Origin of the sequence: Yersinia sp. 1252 StPb PI (assembly GCF_048593885.1) — a bacterium.
GTDB lineage: Bacteria > Pseudomonadota > Gammaproteobacteria > Enterobacterales > Enterobacteriaceae > Yersinia > Yersinia enterocolitica_E.
In genome coordinates this window covers 1-574 of the sequence record NZ_JAZGQE010000463.1, presented here as the reverse complement: position 1 = coordinate 574, position 574 = coordinate 1, and the positions used below count along the sequence as shown (strand labels likewise).

Genomic DNA, 574 nt, shown 5'->3' with positions numbered 1-574 from the left:
AACTGCCCAGCCAATTCAGGGTCATTCGCAACCTCCTGCCAAAACGCTTCCCTAAATCTATCAAAACTACTGAACTTTCTGCTACGTAATTTATCGGCAATTTGTGCCGGGATGGGTACCCCCAGCCCCTTACCCGCCTCTGCCAGCCAAACGCCTGCAACTTGCTGCCCACGACCGGTGACCACTCCCGGCTCATCCCGTGGCGTTTTAAGATAAATATACTCCGGTTCCAGCCCCGACGCTGCTGGGAACCAAATGACGTAATCGTGGAAATCAATCTCGTTCGGAGACAAAAATGTCATGCTAAGATTGGAGTGATCGAAGCTGATATCCGTTCCGGTATGCTGCGGAAAGACCGGTGCACTGGCCGGTGGCGGCGATACCGAACCGATATTCATGCCGGGTGGCCGCGTCGGGGTAAAGATAAAAGTATGTGGCGGTTGGCTGTCGGTGGTAAAAAGATATTAGGATTTCCAGCACTAAGCCCTCTCGGCACGCCCTTGACGCCATCAGTTGAGCCACGGCGGCCCTGACTCATGACATTACTGTGTCCTTTTCCCATACTTTATTTCCT

At 52.8% G+C, this 574-nt stretch carries 1 protein-coding gene; it reads right to left on the bottom strand.

What is annotated here, in order from left to right:
• Positions 1 to 425 (bottom strand): S-type pyocin domain-containing protein (locus V2A85_RS24330; protein ID WP_420072639.1); only part of this gene is annotated, 425 nt, incomplete at its 3' end.
• Between the last annotated feature and the right edge of the window lie 149 nt (positions 426 to 574).